Source organism: Billgrantia zhangzhouensis (assembly GCF_021404465.1).
GTDB classification, from domain to species: Bacteria; Pseudomonadota; Gammaproteobacteria; order Pseudomonadales; family Halomonadaceae; genus Halomonas; species Halomonas zhangzhouensis.
Genome location: NZ_JABFTT010000018.1, coordinates 1 through 17,305, shown reverse-complemented (window position 1 = coordinate 17,305; position 17,305 = coordinate 1). Strand labels below are relative to the sequence as shown.

The following is a 17,305-nucleotide window of genomic DNA, read 5'->3' as shown; positions in this document are numbered from 1 at the left end:
TTCAGCGTGTCCTAGCGATCGACGTAGCGTGCCTGCCAGGCGCCCTGCAGCGCCGTCATCCAGCTCGGGTGCGGTTCCGGCAGGGTTTCGGCCAGCGCCTCCGGCGGCGGCAGGGCAGGATTGTCGCTCCGCTGCTCGAACAGCGAGCGGGTCTCAGCGTCGAGGCGTGTTACATCGAGCACGGTGGGGTCGCCCCATACTGAGAGGTCCTGCTTGCGTGCCTGGGCCTCGGGTGAAAGCAGGAAGTTGGCCACGACCATGGCGCCGGCCCGGCGAGGTGAATTGAACGGAATGGCGACGAAGTGCACGTTGCCCAGAGTGCCGCCCTCGAGGACGTAGCTGCGGGTCGACTCGGGCAGCTCGGAGTCGGCCACCGCGGCGGCCGGCTCCGCCGGGTTGAAGGTGAAGGCCAGCGTCAGCTCGCCATCGCTCATCAGGCGACGCAGCTCGGGACCATTGGCGGGAAATTGCCGGCCGCTGCGCCACAGGTGGGGATGCAGGGCATCCAGGTATTCCCACAGTGGCGCGGTAACGGTCTCGAAATCGCTCTGTACCACCGGCTCGTAGAGGGCGTCGTTGTCGTTGGTCAGGGCGATCAGCGCCTGCTTGAGAAAGGTGCTGCCGAGGAAGTCGGGGATGCGCGGATAGGTGAAGCGCCCGGGATTGATCTCAGCCCAGGCGAGCAACTGCGCCATGTTGCGCGGCGGCTCTTCTTCGAGTTCCGCGGCGTCGTAGTAGAAGGTGATCTGCGCCTTGCCCCAAGGCGACTCATAGCCTTCCGTGGGCAGGGTGAAGTCGGTGACTACCTCGGGATTGTGCTCAGGATGGGTCAGGGAAAAATTCGGCAACTGCTCGGCGAAGGGGCCGTAGAGCAGGTCGTTTTCCTTCATGGCGGCGAAGTTCTCGCCGTTGAGCCAGACCAGATCGACGCTGCCATCGTCGTGATTGCCCGCGCTGCGCTCGGCCAGCACCCGGGAGACGGCGGAGCCGGTGTCATCGATCTTGACGTGCACCAGTTCGACCGCGTACTCGTCCCTGACCCGGCGCTTTACCCAATCGACGTAGTCGTTGATCCGTGTGTCGCCGGCCCAGGTGTGCCAGTAGACAGCCTGGCCGCGAGCTTCGTCGAGGATTGCTTCCCAGTCGCTGGCTAGAGCAAGACAAGGGGAGGAAAACGTCAGCACGAGGAGGGCGGCAAGGGAGCGGAACATCGTCATCGTCGTCTTCCTTCGAAGCCTTGCGGTGGGTTCGGCTTTCTCTGTACTGCCTGCTAACCTGATTTCAGTAGAAACTGAAACACCACGAGTGGGGTCTTAACAAGCATACCCGTATCACGACGCGAGGAAAGTTTGTCATGAGCGTGCGCCGTGCCGTCTGGTTTCACCGTCTTGTGCTGTGGGCGAGCTTTCTGTGTCTGGTCCTTGGAGGTGGCCTATTGGCGTGGCAGAGCCAGGCCCAGGAGAATGGGCGCATCGCCTTGGTCATGACGGTGGAGGGCGCCATCGGGCCGGCTACCGGCGACTATTTCGAGCGCGGGTTGCAGCGCGCCGCCGAGGGCGATGCCGAACTCGTGGTCGTGCAGATGGACACCCCGGGTGGGCTCGATGCCACCATGCGCAGCATGATCCGCGCCATGCTGACCTCACCGGTGCCCGTCGCCATCTATGTCTCTCCCAGCGGCGCGCGAGCCGCCAGTGCCGGCACCTACCTGCTTTATGGCAGCCACGTGGCCGCCATGGCGCCCGCGACGCACCTGGGATCGGCCACGCCGGTACAGATGGGCGGCGGCTTTCCCGGCATGGACGATCCTGACGACGACGAGGCCAACGGAGAAGAGGTGGATAACGGTGCCAATGGGGAGGAGGCCGCTGAGGAAGAACAGGCAAACGACGAACCGGCCGATAGTCGCCGGCGTGGCGAGACCGCCATGGAACGCAAGGTACTCGAGGATGCGGTCTATTACATTCGCAGCCTGGCCGAGCGCCACGACCGCAATGCCGACTGGGCCGAGGAAGCGGTGCGCGAGGCGGTCAACCTGACTTCCCGCGAGGCCCTCGAGATGAACGTGGTCGACGTGGTGGCGCGCGACATCGAAGACCTGCTCGAGCAGATCGATGGCCGCGACGTGGTAATGGAGCGTGGCGAGCGCACCTTGGAGACGGCCGACCTGGCCATCGAACGCTTCGATCCCGACTGGCGCACCGAGCTGCTGCAGGTCATCACCAATCCCAACGTGGCCTACTTCCTGATGATCATCGGCTTCTACGGGCTGATCTTCGAACTTTCCAACCCGGGCGCCCTGGTGCCGGGCACCATCGGCGTGATCTCTCTATTACTCGCACTGTTCGCCTTCCAGTTGCTGCCGATCAACTATGCCGGCCTGGCGCTGATCCTGGTCGGGCTCGGCCTGATCGTGGGCGAGGCGCTGATGCCAAGCTTCGGCATTCTCGGCATGGGGGGGATCGTGGCCTTCGTGATCGGCTCGGTGATGCTGATGGATTCCGACCAGATCGCCGTATCGCTGCCCATGATCGGCGGTATTGCCCTGCTCGCCGCGGGGCTCATGCTATGGGTGATGGTTCGCTTCACTGGCCTGCGCCGACGCCCGGCCCGTACCGGCCAGGAGCAGCTCGTCGGCAGCCATGCGGTGGCGTTGGAGGATTTCGATCAGGAGGGACACGTGCGGCTGCAGGGCGAGCGCTGGAGAGCTCGCAGCAGCTCGGCCCTGCGGCGCGGGCAGGAGGCTCGGGTGGTGGCAGTCGAAGGACTGACGCTCGAGGTCGAGCCCGCCGACCGGACCCCGTCGTGAACGTGATGGATTCGCGTTGATGCAACCTTGCCCTTGAACCGTCAGGGCCCGATACATCAAGGAGAGTGCTCATGATGATTCAATATCTCGTGCCAGTAGTATTGCTGTTCATGCTGATCGCCGCGTCGATCCGCATCCTGCCGGAGTACAAGCGTGGCGTGATCTTCTTCCTTGGCCGTTTCCAGTCGGTGAAGGGGCCGGGGCTGATCATCGTCATCCCCGGTATTCAGCAGATGAGCGTGGTGGACCTGCGCGTGATCACCATGGACGTGCCGGAACAGGACGTCATTTCCCAGGACAACGTCACGGTCAAGGTCAACGCGGTGCTCTACTTCCGCGTGGTCGATCCGGAGAAGGCGATCATCCAGGTCGAGAACTTTTCCGTGGCCACCAGTCAGTTGGCTCAGACCACCCTGCGTTCGGTACTCGGCAAGCACGATCTCGACGAGATGCTCTCCGAGCGCGACAAGCTCAACGACGACATCCAGGAGATCATCGACGCCCAGACCGAGGAGTGGGGCATCAAGGTGGCCAACGTCGAGATCAAGCATGTCGACCTCAACGAGAGCATGATTCGCGCCATCGCCCGCCAGGCCGAGGCCGAGCGCGAGCGGCGCGCCAAGGTGATCCACGCCGAGGGCGAGCTGCAGGCCTCCAAGAAGCTGGTCGAGGCGGCCAACGTCATGGCCGAGAACTCCGCCGCCCTGCAGCTGCGTTACCTGCAGACCATGAGCGACATGAGCAACAAGAACGCCTCGACCATCGTCTTCCCGCTGCCGATGGACATCATGGAGGCGTTCAGGCACATGAAGGCCTCTCCGGCCGCCCAGGCGCGCAACGCGGGAACGAGACCAGACGACCTGGGCGAGGGCTGAACGAAACGTGCCATGCCCGCCTGGGCATGGCATCCTGAGGTGGCCTGACGGAAGACGAGGTCGCCTTGTTCCATTCTCTTTCGCACCGCCAACAGGGGCTGTTGCTGACCGGTGGCGGTGCGCTGATCATTTCTCCCGATGCCTTGCTGATCAAGCTGATCGGGTTGCCCGACAGCGAGATCCTGCTATGGCGCGGGCTGCTCACCGCGCTGGGCTTCGTCATCATCATGCTCGCTCGTCACGGGAGCGGCATCCTTGCCGCTTATCGCCGTTGTGGCTGGACCGGTCTCGGCGTGGCATCGTTGTTCAGCCTTTCCACCTTCGGCTTCGTGCTCGGCAATCAGTACACCAAGGGCGGTAACGTCTTGATGATCCTGGCCGGCGCGCCGCTGATCGCGGCGCTCCTGTCGCGGCTATTTCTCGCTGAGCGGTTGCCCAGGCGCACCTGGCTTGCCATTTGGCTGTGCCTGGTCGGTACCTCGCTGATCGTGCTCGACGATGCGGGGGCGGGCTCGTGGGTGGGCAACGGCTTCGCCCTGTTGGCGGCGACGGCGCTGGCGGCCAACTTTACGCTCTGCCGCACCCGGCCTGGCGTCGACATGAGCCCCATGCTCACGCTGTCCGGATTGATCGTCGCGGCCGTGGCGGCGCTGTTCGGCCTGGCCGGCGGCGGCATTGCCCTGCCACCTGTCGACAGCCTGTTGCTGCTGGTGTTGCTGTGCCTGGTGCTGCTGCCGCTGGGCTTTACCCTGATCCAGCGCGGCCCGCTCTACCTGCCCGCCGCCGAGGTGGGGTTGTTGATGCTGCTCGAGGTGGTGGTGGGCACGTTGTGGGTATGGTGGCTGCTCAACGAACGCCCGGCGCCGGTGGCGCTGGGTGGGGGTGCCCTGGTGCTCGGTACGCTGCTGGCCAAGGGCCTATACGAACGCCGTCTCGAGCGGCGCCTGCGGGCTCAGGGTGCAGCGCCGCGTGGTCTCTGATAACATGCGCCGCTCGCGAGGGGCGTGCCAGGTCGAAAACCGGGCCCCGCGAGTTTCCTCGATTAAGGGCGCAACGCAACGTGCTGACTCCTCTAACCGGGCTGGCCACGCCGCCCTAGCGTTCTCTCTCCCCGGGTGATGCCGTCATCGGCTCACCACCGCTCGACATCAACCGATGTCACGGGCACCTCGCCCGTACCCGCTTTTTCATTGAGTCCTATTTGATCAGCCCCAGGGCGGCGTCCTCGACGCCAAGCCAAGGGACGCTTGCGACTCGCTCCCTGGTACTTTCCGGTGCTGGCGCCGGCTGGTATGCAACCCATCGACTAGACCGAAGAATGATCCGATCCATCAAGCAAGACTGGTTCTCCAACATCAAGGGCGACACCCTCGCCGGTATCGTGGTCGCATTGGCCCTGATTCCCGAGGCCATTGCCTTCTCCATCATCGCCGGCGTCGACCAGGAAGCACCCCATGAGTACCAACGTCGTCATGCAGGCCTCCGTGGCGGTGACCGTCGGCACGCACAACCTGGCTATCGGCGTGTTCGTCGTCGTGCTGCTGGCGGCGATGTTCTTTGCCAACAAGGTGGGCAATATTCTTTATATCGGTTCCGAGGAGACGGACGAAGGGCGGCGACGCGTCTACCAGGTGGTGGGCCAGGTATTCTTCGCTTCCTCCGAGCGCTTCGGTAACGCCTTCGACTTCAAGGAGAGCGTGGAAAAGGTCACCATCGACCTCTCGCTCGCGCATTTCTGGGACATCACCGCGGTACAGACGCTGGACCGCGTGGTGATCAAGTTCCGCCGTGAAGGCACCGAGGTGGAACTGATCGGGCTCAACGAGGCGAGCGCCACCATCGTCGACCGCTATGCCATCCACGATGACCCGGTGGCCGTCGAGAAATTGATGGGTGGACACTAAGGAGCGAAGAACGATGACTGAACAGGTAATGGCCGCCATCGACGGCTCGCAGTTCTCCACCGGGGTGTGCGACTACGCCGCCTGGGCCAGCCTGGCGCTCGGTGCGCCGCTGACCTTCCTGCACGTGGTGGACAACCACCCCCAGACCGCCGAGCCGGACCTCTCGGGCAACATCGGGCTGGGTTCCCGTGAACACCTGCTCGAGGAGCTCTCGCAGCTTGACGAACGGCGCGCCAAGGTGGCCCAGGAACAGGGCAGGCTGATGCTCCAGGCAGCCTGCGAGCGTGCATTTGAAGACGGCGTGGGTAACCCTGGCACGCGGCAGCGCAACGGTACACTGGTCGAGACCTTGGCCGAGCTGCAGGATGAAGTTCGCCTGCTGGTGCTGGGCAAGCGCGGCGAGACCGCTCATAAGGCCAGCGAGCATCTGGGCTCCAACCTGGAGCGGGTAGTGCGCACCCTGCACCGGCCGATCCTGATGGTGCCGGAGACCTTCACGCGCCCCGAGCGGGTGATGCTCGCCTTCGACGGCAGCAAGACCACCCGCAAGGGTGTCGAGATGCTGGCCAGAAGCCCGATGTTCAACGGCATTCCGGTGCATGTGGTAATCATCGGTGCCGAGACCGGCGACCACCGTTCGCAACTCGACTGGGCGCTGGCCACGCTGCGCGAGGCCGGCCACGCGGCCGAGGGTGTGATCCGTGCCGGCGAGGTGGAGGAGACGCTGCGCGCCTATCAGGAAGAGAATGTCATCGACCTGCTGGTGATGGGCGCCTATGGCCACTCGCGCATCCGCCACCTGCTGGTGGGCAGTACCACTACCGCCATGCTGCGTCGAGCCAAGGTGCCGGTTCTGCTGCTGCGCTAGACCGGATGACTTACGGCGCCGGCCGGTTGCCGGTAGCATGACGGTCTATCGTCCGCTCACACTCACTGGAGGAAACACCCGCATGACCATCGTCCGTCACGATACCAAGGCACGCATGAGCCGCGCCGTCATTCACAACGGCATCGCCTACCTGTGCGGCCAGGTGGCCGGCCCCGAGGCGCGCCATGGCGATATCACCGAGCAGACCGAGAGCATGCTGGCCCGGGTGGATGCGCTGCTCGCCGAGATCGGGTCCGACCGTGAGCACCTGCTCACGGCGACGATCTACCTCAAGGACGGCAGCGATTTCGCCGCCATGAACGCGGTGTGGGATGCCTGGGTTCCCACCGGCCATGCGCCGGCGCGCACTTGCGTCTGCGCGCCCATGCCCGCCGATGAACTCAGGGTGGAGATCACCGTCACGGCCACAGTCGTCACCGGCGGCGACTCTCCCTACTGACGCTAGGTCCTTGATCCTTAGCGTGCGCAGGGGTCATCGAGTGGCGCCTCTCGCGGTCGCAGCCGCCGCGAGAGGGCGTCCACGGCAATGTTGAGCATGGCGGTGACGAGCAGCAGGAAGAAGGCTACGTCGAACATCAGATAATCGAAGCCCTCCTCGATATAGAAGCCCAAGGTGGCGATGCCCAGCATGCCGAGGATCGCCGTTTCGCGCAGGATCACCTCGGCGCGGTAGTAGAGTAGTGCCAGGATCCCCGGGTAGACCCGCGGCAGCAGCTCGTAGGCCAGGCGTCCACTGGCCGGTAGGCCTGGCATGCCGGGGGTGATAGCGTCGGCGTGGCGTGCCGCCAGGAAGGCGATCAGGGCGCCATTGTGCAGTGCCAGGGCCAGCCAGGCGGGCAGCAGCGAGGGGCCGAGCAGCAGCAGGAAGACGAACGCCAGCATCAGCTCCGGCGTCGAGCGCAGGAAAATCAGCGCGCCGTGTCCGGCCAGGCGGGTGGCGTGGTTGCCGAAGTGGCGGCTGGCCAGCGGCCACAGCGCCAGCGCCACCAGCAGTGCCCCCACGGTGCCGAGCAGTCCCAGCAGTAGGGTATTGCCGATGGCCGGTCCCAGCGACGGGATGCGCGCCAGCCATTCCACCAGCCCTGCCCAATCGCCGGCCAGCAGCGCCGCTGGCCAGATATCCTCGGAGACGAAGCGCCACAGCAGCGCGCCGTCCACGCTTGGCCAGGGGCCGAGCAGCCAGGCACCGCCCACCAGCAGCAGCGGTATCAAGCGCTTGTGTCCCCACCACGGCAGGCTGGCGATCAACAGGTAGAACAGCCACAGCAGCGCCCCCGCCTCGTGGTAGCGTCCCTCGCGAAACGCCGTCTCTAGATGGAAGCCCAGGGTCGGCAGGCCGACGAAGCCGAGCAGCACGCTGGCGCGCAGGCCGCATTCGAAGCGGTAACGGGTATAGGCGGCGAGCTGGGGCCAGGCCAGCGGCAGCTCGGCATAGACAAAGCGCGCCAGCCGACCGCTGCCGGGCGGCAGGGCATCGCGCGGCGCGCGCGGGGTCTGCTCGAGGATCTCGGCATAGACCTTGGCGAAGATGCCGGCGTAGGGAATCGCCAGGGCTGCCAGGGCAGTGAGCGCCGAGAGGCCGAACACCTGCAGAAACAACAGCGCCCAGAACAACTCGTGAATGGCACGCACGAAGGCGCAACCGGCCCTGACCAGTCGCGAACGGGCGAACAGCAGGGCCAGGGGAAAGCCCAGGATCACCCCGGCAAGCGTACCCCACAGTGCCACCGCCACGGTGAGGCCGAGCGCCGAGAAAGGCGACTCCAGCGCGCCCCAGGCGGGCCAAACCAGGCCGGCCGCCATGCGGCCGAGTTCTCCCCAGGGATCGCGGGTGTGGACGGCAAGGTCGGCAAAAGGTACCAGCAGCACCGCCAGTGCCACCAGGCCCAGGGTATGCCGGGCCAGGCGCAGGCCAGGCGACTTGCCCCGCCACCACTCTCTCCCCGATGGGGGCAGGGCCGACAGGCTGTCGCTCACGGCCTCCCCCGAGGGCAGGGGAGGGCGTTGACGCTTGGCACGTCGCCATCGGCATCACGCGCGTCCGCAATGTGCCTCGTGGCATCGGCGTCGGGGTAGAGTGCGTCCAGCTCGGTCAGGGTGAGCGAGTCGGTCGGCGCATCGATCACCAGGCGACCGTCTCGCAATCCCCAGACACGATCGAAATGAGTCAGCGCCAGCTCGCGCTGGTGCAGGGCGACGACCGAAGTGGTGTGGCGGGCATCGATCAGGCTCAGTAGGCGCAAGGCCTGGTGAGGGTCGACGCTGGCGACCGGCTCGTCGCCTAGGAACAGCGGCCGGGTCTGGTAGAGTGCCCGGGCAATGGCTACCCGTTGGCGCTGGCCGCCGGAGAGCTGGCCCACCGGGCGCCGCATCAGGCCGGCCAGGCCCAGCTCGTCGCACAGCGTGGCTACCTCGTGCCATGGGCGGCGCAGGGGGTGCACGAGATTCCACAGGTTGGCCAGCGTCGAATGCTCCGGCAGGCGCCCCATGAAGACGTTGTGATACACCGCGAGCTGCGGCACCAGGCCGTGGTGCTGGGGGCACCAGGCCGCCTGGCGGTCGAGCCGGCGGCGCAGCTCGCCGAGCAGCGTCGACTTGCCGGCGCCGCTTTGGCCGAGCAACGCGACCCTTTCGCCCTCATGCAGGGCGAGGGTCAGGCCTGGCAGGACGACATGCGCGCCATGCCCGATGTCTTCACCATCGAAGCGAATCAGCAGGCGACGTTGCTCTCCCTCCATCAGCGCAGCAGGCCGAGTTCCTCGGCCACCTCCTCGATGGGGGCGTAGAGGTCGTTGTCGGCAGGGATGAACGCCTCGCGGGGGAAGGTGGCGAGCAGTTCCGGGTCGTCCATCTCGAGGAAGGCAGCCTGGACTTTCTCGGTAAAGCCCTCGCCGAAGCGCTCGTCGGCGTCGCCGCGCAGCGTCCAGTTGTAGTCGGGATAGGGCGGTGTAGCCCAGATCACCTGGACCTGGTCGGTATTGACCCGGCCATCCTCGACGGCGGCTTCCCATACCGTATAGTTGACCGCACCGATGTCATAGGTGCCGGCTTCTACCAGCGCAATGGTGCGTGAGTGGTCGCCGGAGTAGCCGACGCGGGAGAAAAAGTGCTCCGGGTCGGCATTGTCGAAGCGCTGGCGCAGGAAGTGCTCCGGCATCAGGCGACCGGAGGTGGAGGTGCGTGAGCCGAATGTCAGGCTCATGCCTTCGATCTCGTCGGGCAACTCGTCGGCGCGCTCGAGGCCGGTGGACTCGTGGGCGATGACATAGCTGACGAAGGCGTCATCCTCGCTGCCCTGGATCAGCGCCTGGGAGCCCGGCACCAGGCGTCGTGCCTGCACGCCCGACAAGCCGCCGAACCAGGCCAGTTGGACCTGATCGTTACGGAAGGCGGTAACCGCGGCACTATAGGACTTCACGGGCACGTACTCCACCTCGATGCCGAGGCGCTGCTCCAGATAGTCGGCGACCTTGGCGAAGCGTTCCACCAAGCGTGCCTGGTCCTCGTCGGGAATGGCGGTGAAGCGGAAGGTCTCGGCGGCGGCCGCTTGCGAGAACATGGCGACGGCGAGAGCGGAGAGTGCGATCCGGCGCATGGTGGTTCCTTGAGAGTGAAATCGAGGGGAAGTGGCTATTGTTGTGCCGTGCTGCCCGGCTGACAACCCCGACGCCATACTGTAACGAGGTTGGTAACCAAGTGCTGCTGGAAAACTTGTAATCTTCCGAAAGTTACTGCTAGGTTGCGACTAAAGGTGCATGCGTAGTGTGCACTTCCTGCCTAGAATGTCGTTAATTCACCAATATCTGATATTTGGCGTGGCAATGGCCTACGAGGGCATGCGACGTACCGCCGTCGACCTGGGCAGCGTGGCCGACGCCTCCTCTCATGCGGCTGTCGTACTGGCAGCCGCATTCGACACGCAGGCCAAGGAGCACTCATTATGAAGATCACCCGACTCAAGACTTGGCAGGTGCCGCCGCGCTGGCTGTTCCTCAAGATCGAGACCGATGAGGGCTGCTACGGCTGGGGCGAGCCGGTCATCGAGGGCCGCGCCGCTACGGTGGAGGCCGCGGTGCACGAACTCGCCGACTACCTGGTCGGCCAGGATCCGCATCGTATCGAGCACCTGTGGAATACGCTTTATCGCGCTGGCTTCTATCGCGGCGGCCCGATCCTGATGAGCGCCATCGCCGGTATCGACCAGGCACTGTGGGACCTCAAAGGGCGCGACCTGGGAGTACCGGTGCATCAGCTGCTGGGCGGCGCGGTGCGCGAGCGCATGCGCATGTACGCCTGGACCGGCGGCGATCGGCCGAGCGACGTGGGCGCGGGGGCCAGGGAGCTGGTGGAACGCGGCTTCACTGCGTTCAAGATGAACGGCACCGCCGAGATGCAGATCGTCGACTCTCACCGCAAGATCGACGAGGCGGTGGCCCGGGTAGCCGAGGCCCGCGAGGCGGTCGGACCCGAGGTGGGCATTGCCATCGATTTTCACGGCCGGGTGCATCGGCCCATGGCCAAGGCGCTGCTGCGCGAGCTGGAACCCTACCACCCGATGTTCGTCGAGGAGCCGGTGGCCCCCGAGCACCTGCCTAGCCTGAAGCACATCGCCGGCGGCCTGGGCTATCCGCTGGCCACCGGCGAACGCCTGCACACCCGGTTCGAATTCCGCGATCTGCTTGCCGACGGCATGATCGACATCATCCAGCCCGACCTCTCCCATTGCGGCGGCATCAGCGAGGGGCTGAAGATCGCCGCGCTGGCCTCGGCCCACGACGTGGCCCTGGCACCGCACTGTCCGCTCGGCCCGCTGACCCTGGCCGCCTCGCTCCACCTGGATGCAGTAAGCCACAACGCCTTCATTCAGGAGCAGAGCATGGGTATTCACTACAATCGCGACAATGACGTGCTCGACTACCTGGTCGACAAGTCGGCGCTATCCATCGAGGAGGGCTTCTGTGCCATTCCCCAGGGGCCCGGCCTCGGCGTGGAGATCGATGAGGCGTTCGTCGAGGAGCGAGCCAAGGTGGGGCATCGCTGGCGCAACCCGGTGTGGAGCCATGAAGACGGCTCCATCGCCGAGTGGTGAGGAGATCGGCATGAGCGATGAGGTACGCGAGCGGCTGGCGTGGGTTGCGGTGGACTGGGGCTCGAGCCACCTGCGCGCCTGGGGGCTGGACGAGCGCGGCGAGGTGCTGGCCCGGGGCGGCAGCGACAAGGGCATGCTGGCCCTGGCGGCGGAGGATTACGAGTCTGCGCTGCTGGAAACCGTCGGCGACTGGCTGCCTGCTTCAGGACGCGTGACGGTATGGATCTGCGGCATGGCCGGTGCCCGTCAGGGATGGCGTGAAGCGGCCTACCTGCCGTTGCCGACGCGCCTGGACGAGCTGGCTCGCGGCGCCGTGGCTCCTTCGCTGCGCGATGCGCGGCTCGAGGTGCGCCTGCTGCCGGGGCTGTGCCAGCATGCCGATGCTGCGGAGCGCGGCTTCGACGTGATGCGCGGCGAGGAGACCCAACTGGCCGGGCTGGTGGCCTGGGAGCCGAAGTTCTCGGGGCTGGTGTGCCTGCCGGGTACCCATGCCAAATGGGCGTGGCTGGAGGGCGGCGAGGTCAGGCGCTTCGCCACTTACCTGACCGGTGAACTCTATGGCCTGTTGGCCGGCCAGTCGGTGCTCAGGCACTCCGTGGCCGATGCCGGGTTCGCCGAGCCTGGATGTCGCGAGGCGTTCATCGGCGCGGTGCGCGAGGCAGCCGACGCGCCGGGGCGCTTCAGCCAGTGGCTGTTCGGTCTGCGAGCCGCCGACCTGCTCGACGATACGCTGCCCGCCGGTGAGGTGCGGCGAGCCCGACTGGGAGCGCGCCTCTCGGGGCTTGCCATTGGCCTCGAACTCGGCGGCGTTCGTCACGACCTGGCGAGTGTTCCCATCACCCTGATCGGCAGCGAGGCGCTGTGCGAGCGCTACGCGCTGGCTCTCGAGGCGCTCGGTCATGCCAGCCGCCGACTCGACGGCGAAGCGGCGGTCCTGGCCGGTCTGGGACTGGCACGAGGCGGCGCATGACAACCTCATGGAGACGGATATGACCTTGCCCCTTATCGGTATCCTGCGCGGTATCCACCCCGAGGAGGCGGTGGCGGTTGGCGAAGCCGTCATCGCTGCTGGCATCACCACTCTGGAAGTCCCGCTCAACTCCCCCGACCCGCTCGAAAGCATCCGCCGTCTCGCCGAGGCGCTGGGCGAGCGTGCGCTGGTAGGCGCCGGCACCGTGCTCGGCGTGGATGAGGTGCGTGCCGTTCATGCCGCCGGCGGGCGACTGGTGGTTTCGCCCAACTGCCGTCCGGCAGTGATCGGGGAGACGCGACGCCTCGGTATGCAGAGCTGGCCAGGCGTGCTGACGCCATCGGAGGCCTTCGATGCCCTGGACGCCGGGGCAACGGGGCTGAAGCTGTTTCCCGCCGTGCAGGTGGGAGTGGAGGGGATGAAGGCGCTGCGAGCAGTACTGCCGACCGCTACCCGCCTCTATGCCGTGGGCGGCATCGGCGCGGATGAGTTCGCCGTCTGGCGTGCTGCCGGTGTGGATGGTGCTGGCCTGGGCAGTGCGCTCTACCGCCCAGGGCAGTCGCCTGCGCAGGTGGGTGAGCAGGCGCGCGCCCTGGTAGCGGCCTGGCTGGCCGCAGCAGGCGAGGGTCGTAGCTGAAGTCTAGCCGTGCGCACCGGGCGGGTAGCGGGTTTCCCGCAGGCTGTCCTTGATCTTCTTCAGGTGGGGCAGGAAATCCTCGCCGCGGCGCAGGGTGACGCCGGTGGCCAGCACGTCGATCAGGGTGAGCTGGATCATGCGCGACGTCATCGGCATGTAGACGTCGGTGTCCTCCGGCGTGGGTACTTCGAGCGTCTCGGTGCACTCTGCTGCCAGCGGCGAGCCGGGGGCGGTGATACCCAGTACCACGGCGCCGCTCTCGCGCGCGAGCTGGGCGATCTCGACCAGCTCGCGGGTGCGACCGGTCCAGGAGATCACCACCACCACGTCGCCGGTATGGCAGGCCGATGCCACCATGCGCTGCATCAGCACGTCGACGTAGGAAGTGACCGGAAGATTGAAGCGGAAGAACTTGTGCTGGGCGTCCTGTGCTACGGCACCGGATGCGCCGAGGCCGAAGAAGTGGATCTGCTTGGCCTGGATCAGGTAGTCCACCACCCGCTCGATACGGGCCGGATCGATGGTGCGGCTGGCCTCGTCCAGGGCAGCGATGGTAGCGCCGAAGATCTTGCGCGTGTAGTCCGCGGCACCATCGCCCGGTTCCACCGACTGGCTGACATAGGGGGTGCCTCCGGCCAGGCTCTGGGCTAGCTTGATCTTGAAATCGGGATAGCCCTTGGCATTGAAACTACGGCAGAAGCGGTTGACCGTGGGCTCGCTGACGGAAGCCGCCTGGGCCAGACTGGCAATGCTCAGACCGGTGGCCCGGGCCGGATCGGCCAGGATGACATCTGCTACCTTGCGCTCGGAGCGGTTGAGCTCATCGAGGCGTTGGCGAATTCGTTGCAGCAGGTCGTGGTGGGCCATGGCAGAAGAGACTCTCTAGGGCTGATAATGTAGTGATTTAACAACATTGATGCAGGCTATCCTATCGCGGAGTCGGGGCGGGCGCGAATTGAAGGATCGAAAACCTCTATTTTGAGCGTAATATTACAAAATATCGGTTGATGCCAAGCCTGTTTTTGCGTACTTTTTATGTAAGTTAACCAGATGGGGGCGGACATGAACGCAAGCAAGCGGCCTGAGGAAGAGAGCCGGCCTGTCATCGATCTCGCGCTGTTCGGTGCCCTGGGCGACCTGTCGCTGCGCAAGCTCTACCCGGCACTCTATCATCTCGACCGCGAAGGTCTGCTGCACGACGATACCCGTATCCTGGGGCTGGCCCGTCAGGAGATGGAGCCCGACGCCTTCCGGCGGCGCGTGGCCGAAACCCTGCAGACCTACGTCAAGCCTGCCGAGCTCGATCGTGGGGCAATCAAGCGCTTCACCGCGCGTCTCGACTACCTTCAGCTCGATTTCGCCACCGCCGAGGGCTACCGCGGCATAAGCGAGTGGCGCAAGGCCGTACGCCACGACACCGTGGTTTGTCCCCTGGTGGTCTACCTTGCCGTACCGGCGAGCTTGTATGGCGACATCTGCCGCAACCTGCAGGCCGGCGAATGCCTGGACGATCTCTCCCGCGTGGTGGTCGAGAAGCCGATCGGTTACGACTTCGAGTCCTCCTGCGAGATCAACGACGCCATTGGCGAAGTGTTCCCGGAGTCGCGGGTCTATCGCATCGACCACTACCTGGGCAAGGAAACCGTTCAGAACCTGATCGCGCTGCGTTTTGCCAATCCCCTGTTCGGTACCCAGTGGAACCAGAACCATATCTCCCACGTCGAGATCACCGTGGCCGAGCAGGTCGGCATCGAGGGGCGCTGGGGCTACTTCGACCGTGCCGGCCAGCTGCGCGACATGGTACAGAACCACCTGCTGCAACTGGTCTGCCTGATCGCCATGGATCCACCGGCCAACCTGGATGCCGATGCCATCCGCGACGAGAAGGTCAAGGTGCTCAAGGCACTGCGGCCCTTCAGCGAGGCCAAGCTGAATCGCGACGTGGTGCGTGGCCAGTACATCGCCGGCACCATCAACGGTAAGGGCGTTCCGGGCTACCTCGAGGAGGAGGGCGCCAACCTAGAGAGCAGCACCGAGACCTTCGTCGCCATGAAGACCGGCGTCTCCAACTGGCGTTGGGCCGGGGTGCCGTTCTACCTGCGCACCGGCAAGCGCATGCCCGAGAAGCTCTCGCAGATCGTGATCCACTTTCGCCAGCAGGCGCACTACATCTTCGATCCCGACCAGCGCAACCTGGCCGCCAACAAGCTGGTCATTCGCCTGCAGCCCGACGAAGGTATCGCGCTGGAGGTGCTGACCAAGGACAGCGGCCTGGATCGCGGCATGCGCCTGCGCCGTGGCCCGCTGCATCTGGATTTCGGCAGCGCCTTTCCCCAGGCGCGTATTCCCGACGCCTACGAGCGTCTGTTGCTGGAGGTGATGAAGGGGCGCCAGTACCTGTTCGTGCGTCGCGACGAGGTCGAGCACGCCTGGCACTGGTGCGACAGCCTGGTCGCCGCCTGGAAGGAGATGGGCGAGCCGCCACGGCGTTACCCCGCCGGCTCCTGGGGGCCGGTAGCCTCCATCGCCATGATCACCCAGGATGGGCGCAGCTGGTACGAGGACTACTGACATGACGAATCTAGCAGCCGGGCCGCGCGAGCAGCTCGCCGAGCAGCTTGCCGAAGCCGCCGCCGAAGCGCTGCGCCAGGATCTGAGCCAGAACGACAGAGCCCTGCTGGTGCTCTCCGGAGGCTCCACCCCGGTGCCTTTCTTCCAGGCCTTGGCCAGACAGGAGCTGCCTTGGGAGCGGGTCGACGTGACCCTGGCCGACGAGCGCTGGGTGAGCGAGACCGACGAGGCGAGCAATGCCCGGCTGGTACGTCGCCACCTGCTTCAGGACCAGGCGGCATCAGCTCGCTTCGTCTCGCTGACCACCGACGACGAGACGCCCGAGCAGGGTGTCGAGGCGGTGACCCGGCGCATCGAGACGCTGTCGTGGCCGGCCAGCCTGGTGGTACTGGGCATGGGGGGCGACGGTCATACCGCCTCGCTGTTTCCCGACAGCCGAGAGCTGGAGCTGGGGCTCACCACCGATGCTCCGGTGCTGGCCACGCGTACGCCGAGCCAGCCCCAGGCGCGCATCACCCTCAGCGCCGACCGGCTGCATCAGGCACGGCGCCACGTACTGCACATCATCGGCGACGACAAGCGCAGCGTTTTGGCCCGCGCCCTGTCCGGCGACGATTCGCGTGAATTGCCGATCCGCGCCTTTCTTTCCTGCCCACTAGCTGTCTACTGGGCCCCCTGAACTGGAGTCTTGCTCATGACCATCGAGAAACAGCTGCCGTCCACGCGCACCACCGAACTCGACAGCATCTGCCTCAAGGCCGAGGTCATCCCGGTGCTGGCCATCGAGCGGGTGGAAGATGCCGTGCCGCTGGGCCGCGCCCTGGTCGAGGGGGGGCTCACCGTGCTGGAAGTGACCCTGCGTACCGATTGTGCCCTGGAGGCGATACGCCGTCTCAAGGAGGCCCTGCCTCAGGCCAGCATCGGCGTGGGTACCGTGCTGACCCCGGCCCAGTACCGCCAGAGCGAGCAGGTAGGAGCCGATTTCGTGGTCACGCCCGGTACCACCGAGGCGCTCTACCGCTATGGAGTCACCAGCCCGGTGCCAATGCTGCCCGGAGTAGCCACGGTGTCTGAGCTGATGACCGGCTGGCAGTACGGCTACCGCCGCTTCAAGTTCTTCCCTGCCGAGGCCAGCGGCGGCGTCAAGGCGCTGAAGGCTTTTGCCGGGCCGATTGCCGAAGCCCGCTTCTGTCCCACCGGCGGTATCAACCTCGACAACGCCGAGGACTACCTGGCGCTGAAGAACGTGATGTGCGTGGGCGGCTCATGGCTGACCCCGAAGTCCCTGGTCGAGGCCGAGGACTGGAACGGCATCCGCCAGCTCGCCAAGGAAGCTGCCCAGCGTTTTCATCACTGAGCGGCTCAACTGACCCTCTTTCTCGTGCTCTCTTGGCAGCCAGTTGCTGTCATTGTGCCCGGCCATCGGCCGGGCTTTTTTATGGTTCTACGCATTCTGGCGTGAAGGCGAAGTGATCTTAGGGAAAGGCAGGATAGAGAAACGGCGGTAAATCCGAGTAAGCTGATGTTCGCCAAAACGCCCAGCCTACGGATACCGCCGTTG

General features: G+C 65.6%; 16 protein-coding genes and 1 pseudogene. 12 read left to right on the top strand and 5 right to left on the bottom strand.

Translation table 11 applies throughout. The features are described from left to right. Positions 1-11: 11 nt before the first annotated feature. A complete protein-coding gene (locus tag HOP51_RS19195; protein ID WP_234275489.1) occupies positions 12-1,217 on the bottom strand; it encodes an ABC transporter substrate-binding protein in 1,206 nt (401 codons plus the stop codon). A gap of 137 nt (positions 1,218-1,354) precedes the next feature. Here HOP51_RS19195 and HOP51_RS19190 point away from each other — a divergent pair, with 137 nt between their 5' ends. The 6 genes and pseudogenes from HOP51_RS19190 to HOP51_RS19165 all read left to right on the top strand — a co-directional run bounded on the left by HOP51_RS19190 (position 1,355) and on the right by HOP51_RS19165 (position 6,916). Continuing rightward, on the top strand, positions 1,355-2,809 hold the full coding sequence (locus HOP51_RS19190; RefSeq protein WP_234275488.1) for an NfeD family protein: 1,455 nt from the start codon (positions 1,355-1,357) through the stop codon (positions 2,807-2,809). 71 nt (positions 2,810-2,880) lie between these two features. Further along, a complete protein-coding gene (locus HOP51_RS19185; protein ID WP_234275487.1) occupies positions 2,881-3,684 on the top strand; it encodes a slipin family protein in 804 nt (267 codons plus the stop codon). Positions 3,685-3,749: 65 nt separating this feature from the next. Beyond that, a complete protein-coding gene (locus tag HOP51_RS19180) occupies positions 3,750-4,664 on the top strand; it encodes a DMT family transporter (RefSeq protein ID WP_234275486.1) in 915 nt (304 codons plus the stop codon). Positions 4,665-5,126: 462 nt separating this feature from the next. Further along, positions 5,127-5,588 (top strand): annotated as a pseudogene (locus tag HOP51_RS19175) (STAS domain-containing protein); the annotation flags it as partial. A 13-nt stretch (positions 5,589-5,601) separates the two neighbouring features. After that, positions 5,602-6,456 carry a universal stress protein gene (locus HOP51_RS19170; protein ID WP_234275485.1) on the top strand — a complete coding sequence of 285 codons (855 nt, stop codon included), beginning with the start codon at positions 5,602-5,604 and terminating at the stop codon, positions 6,454-6,456. Positions 6,457-6,538: 82 nt separating this feature from the next. Then, positions 6,539-6,916 carry a RidA family protein gene (locus HOP51_RS19165; protein WP_234275484.1) on the top strand — a complete coding sequence of 126 codons (378 nt, stop codon included), beginning with the start codon at positions 6,539-6,541 and terminating at the stop codon, positions 6,914-6,916. Between the two features lie 17 nt (positions 6,917-6,933). On the opposite strand, the gene HOP51_RS19160 is transcribed toward HOP51_RS19165, so the two are convergent. The 3 genes from HOP51_RS19160 to HOP51_RS19150 are packed head-to-tail and all read right to left on the bottom strand — an operon-like array spanning position 6,934 to position 10,072. After that, positions 6,934-8,454, bottom strand: coding sequence for an ABC transporter permease subunit (locus tag HOP51_RS19160; RefSeq protein WP_234275483.1), 1,521 nt, complete (start codon positions 8,452-8,454; stop codon positions 6,934-6,936). Further along, entirely contained in the window at positions 8,451-9,215 is a 765-nt protein-coding gene (locus tag HOP51_RS19155) for an ATP-binding cassette domain-containing protein (protein WP_234275482.1), read from the bottom strand. The genes HOP51_RS19160 and HOP51_RS19155 overlap by 4 nt, the downstream gene beginning before the upstream one ends. Then, positions 9,215-10,072, bottom strand: coding sequence for a putative selenate ABC transporter substrate-binding protein (locus tag HOP51_RS19150; RefSeq protein ID WP_234275481.1), 858 nt, complete (start codon positions 10,070-10,072; stop codon positions 9,215-9,217). The genes HOP51_RS19155 and HOP51_RS19150 overlap by 1 nt, the downstream gene beginning before the upstream one ends. Positions 10,073-10,417: 345 nt before the next feature. Here HOP51_RS19150 and dgoD point away from each other — a divergent pair, with 345 nt between their 5' ends. The 3 genes from dgoD to HOP51_RS19135 are packed head-to-tail and all read left to right on the top strand — an operon-like array spanning position 10,418 to position 13,173. Continuing rightward, the gene (dgoD, locus tag HOP51_RS19145; RefSeq protein ID WP_234275480.1) at positions 10,418-11,566 is read left to right on the top strand and encodes a galactonate dehydratase; all 1,149 of its coding nucleotides are present in this window, start codon (positions 10,418-10,420) and stop codon (positions 11,564-11,566) included. Between the two features lie 10 nt (positions 11,567-11,576). Further along, complete coding sequence (locus HOP51_RS19140; protein ID WP_234275479.1) at positions 11,577-12,536, top strand: 2-dehydro-3-deoxygalactonokinase; 960 nt, start codon at positions 11,577-11,579, stop codon at positions 12,534-12,536. Between the two features lie 7 nt (positions 12,537-12,543). Then, positions 12,544-13,173, top strand: coding sequence for a 2-dehydro-3-deoxy-6-phosphogalactonate aldolase (locus tag HOP51_RS19135; protein ID WP_267957816.1), 630 nt, complete (start codon positions 12,544-12,546; stop codon positions 13,171-13,173). A 3-nt stretch (positions 13,174-13,176) separates the two neighbouring features. Here the strand turns inward: HOP51_RS19135 and HOP51_RS19130 are convergent, their stop codons facing one another. Then, positions 13,177-14,040 carry a MurR/RpiR family transcriptional regulator gene (locus tag HOP51_RS19130; RefSeq protein ID WP_234275477.1) on the bottom strand — a complete coding sequence of 288 codons (864 nt, stop codon included), beginning with the start codon at positions 14,038-14,040 and terminating at the stop codon, positions 13,177-13,179. 195 nt (positions 14,041-14,235) lie between these two features. Here HOP51_RS19130 and zwf point away from each other — a divergent pair, with 195 nt between their 5' ends. The 3 genes from zwf to HOP51_RS19115 are packed head-to-tail and all read left to right on the top strand — an operon-like array spanning position 14,236 to position 17,101. Further along, positions 14,236-15,744, top strand: a complete 1,509-nt coding sequence (gene zwf, locus HOP51_RS19125; protein WP_234275476.1) for a glucose-6-phosphate dehydrogenase — start codon at positions 14,236-14,238, stop codon at positions 15,742-15,744. Between the two features lies 1 nt (position 15,745). Beyond that, positions 15,746-16,423: a 6-phosphogluconolactonase gene (pgl, locus tag HOP51_RS19120; protein ID WP_234275475.1), complete on the top strand. Its 678-nt coding sequence runs from the start codon at positions 15,746-15,748 to the stop codon at positions 16,421-16,423. A gap of 15 nt (positions 16,424-16,438) precedes the next feature. After that, on the top strand, positions 16,439-17,101 hold the full coding sequence (locus HOP51_RS19115) for a bifunctional 4-hydroxy-2-oxoglutarate aldolase/2-dehydro-3-deoxy-phosphogluconate aldolase (RefSeq protein WP_234275474.1): 663 nt from the start codon (positions 16,439-16,441) through the stop codon (positions 17,099-17,101). Positions 17,102-17,305: the final 204 nt, after the last annotated feature.